Raw genomic sequence first — 659 nt, 5'->3', positions numbered from 1 at the left:
ACCGTTCTTCATCGATGCCTCTCAAGCTCACCTGACTTTCTTTTCTATCGCGTTTTTTGTGGTTGCCATGTTCTTCTCATGGTCTCAAGGTAAGCTGATTGACGTTATTGGTAAGGTACTGACTCCTGCGTTGTTTGTGGGTCTGGTTGTCCTAGCGATTGCTGTATTTGTTAACCCTCAAGGTGACGTTCTTGCCGCTCACGGTGAATACATTACTCAGCCACTAACAAAAGGTTTCCTTGAAGGCTACAACACTATGGATACCTTCGCATCATTGATGTTCGGTATGTTGATTGTGGACTCTATCCGTAGCAAAGGTATTACGGATCGCGCGGCTACAACTAAGTACCTAATCAGTGCAGGTTGCATTGCAGCGGCTGGTCTAGCGTTTGTTTACATCTCTCTATTCTTCCTTGGCGCGACTAGCTCAACGGTTGCGGCAGGTGCTGACAATGGCGGTGCAATCCTAAGCCTATACGTTCAATCACTGTTTGGTCCTTCTGGTCAAATCGTTCTGTCTGTGATCGTTCTACTGGCGTGTCTAACGACGGCAATTGGATTGGTATCGGCATGTTCTGATTACTTCAGCTCACTAACATCACTCTCTTACAAGACTTGGGTGATCATCGTTGGTGTTGCGTGTGCAACGGTAGCGAATG

General features: G+C 46.9%; 1 protein-coding gene. It reads left to right on the top strand.

The annotated features are described in order from the left end of the window. A partial coding sequence (locus KIV40_RS34665) for a branched-chain amino acid transport system II carrier protein (protein ID WP_285353988.1) occupies window positions 1–659 on the top strand: 659 nt, incomplete at both ends.

This window comes from Vibrio sp. D173a, assembly GCF_030248475.1.
Note: the sequence above shows the minus strand (reverse complement) of the source record. Positions and strands in the feature narration are given on the sequence as shown.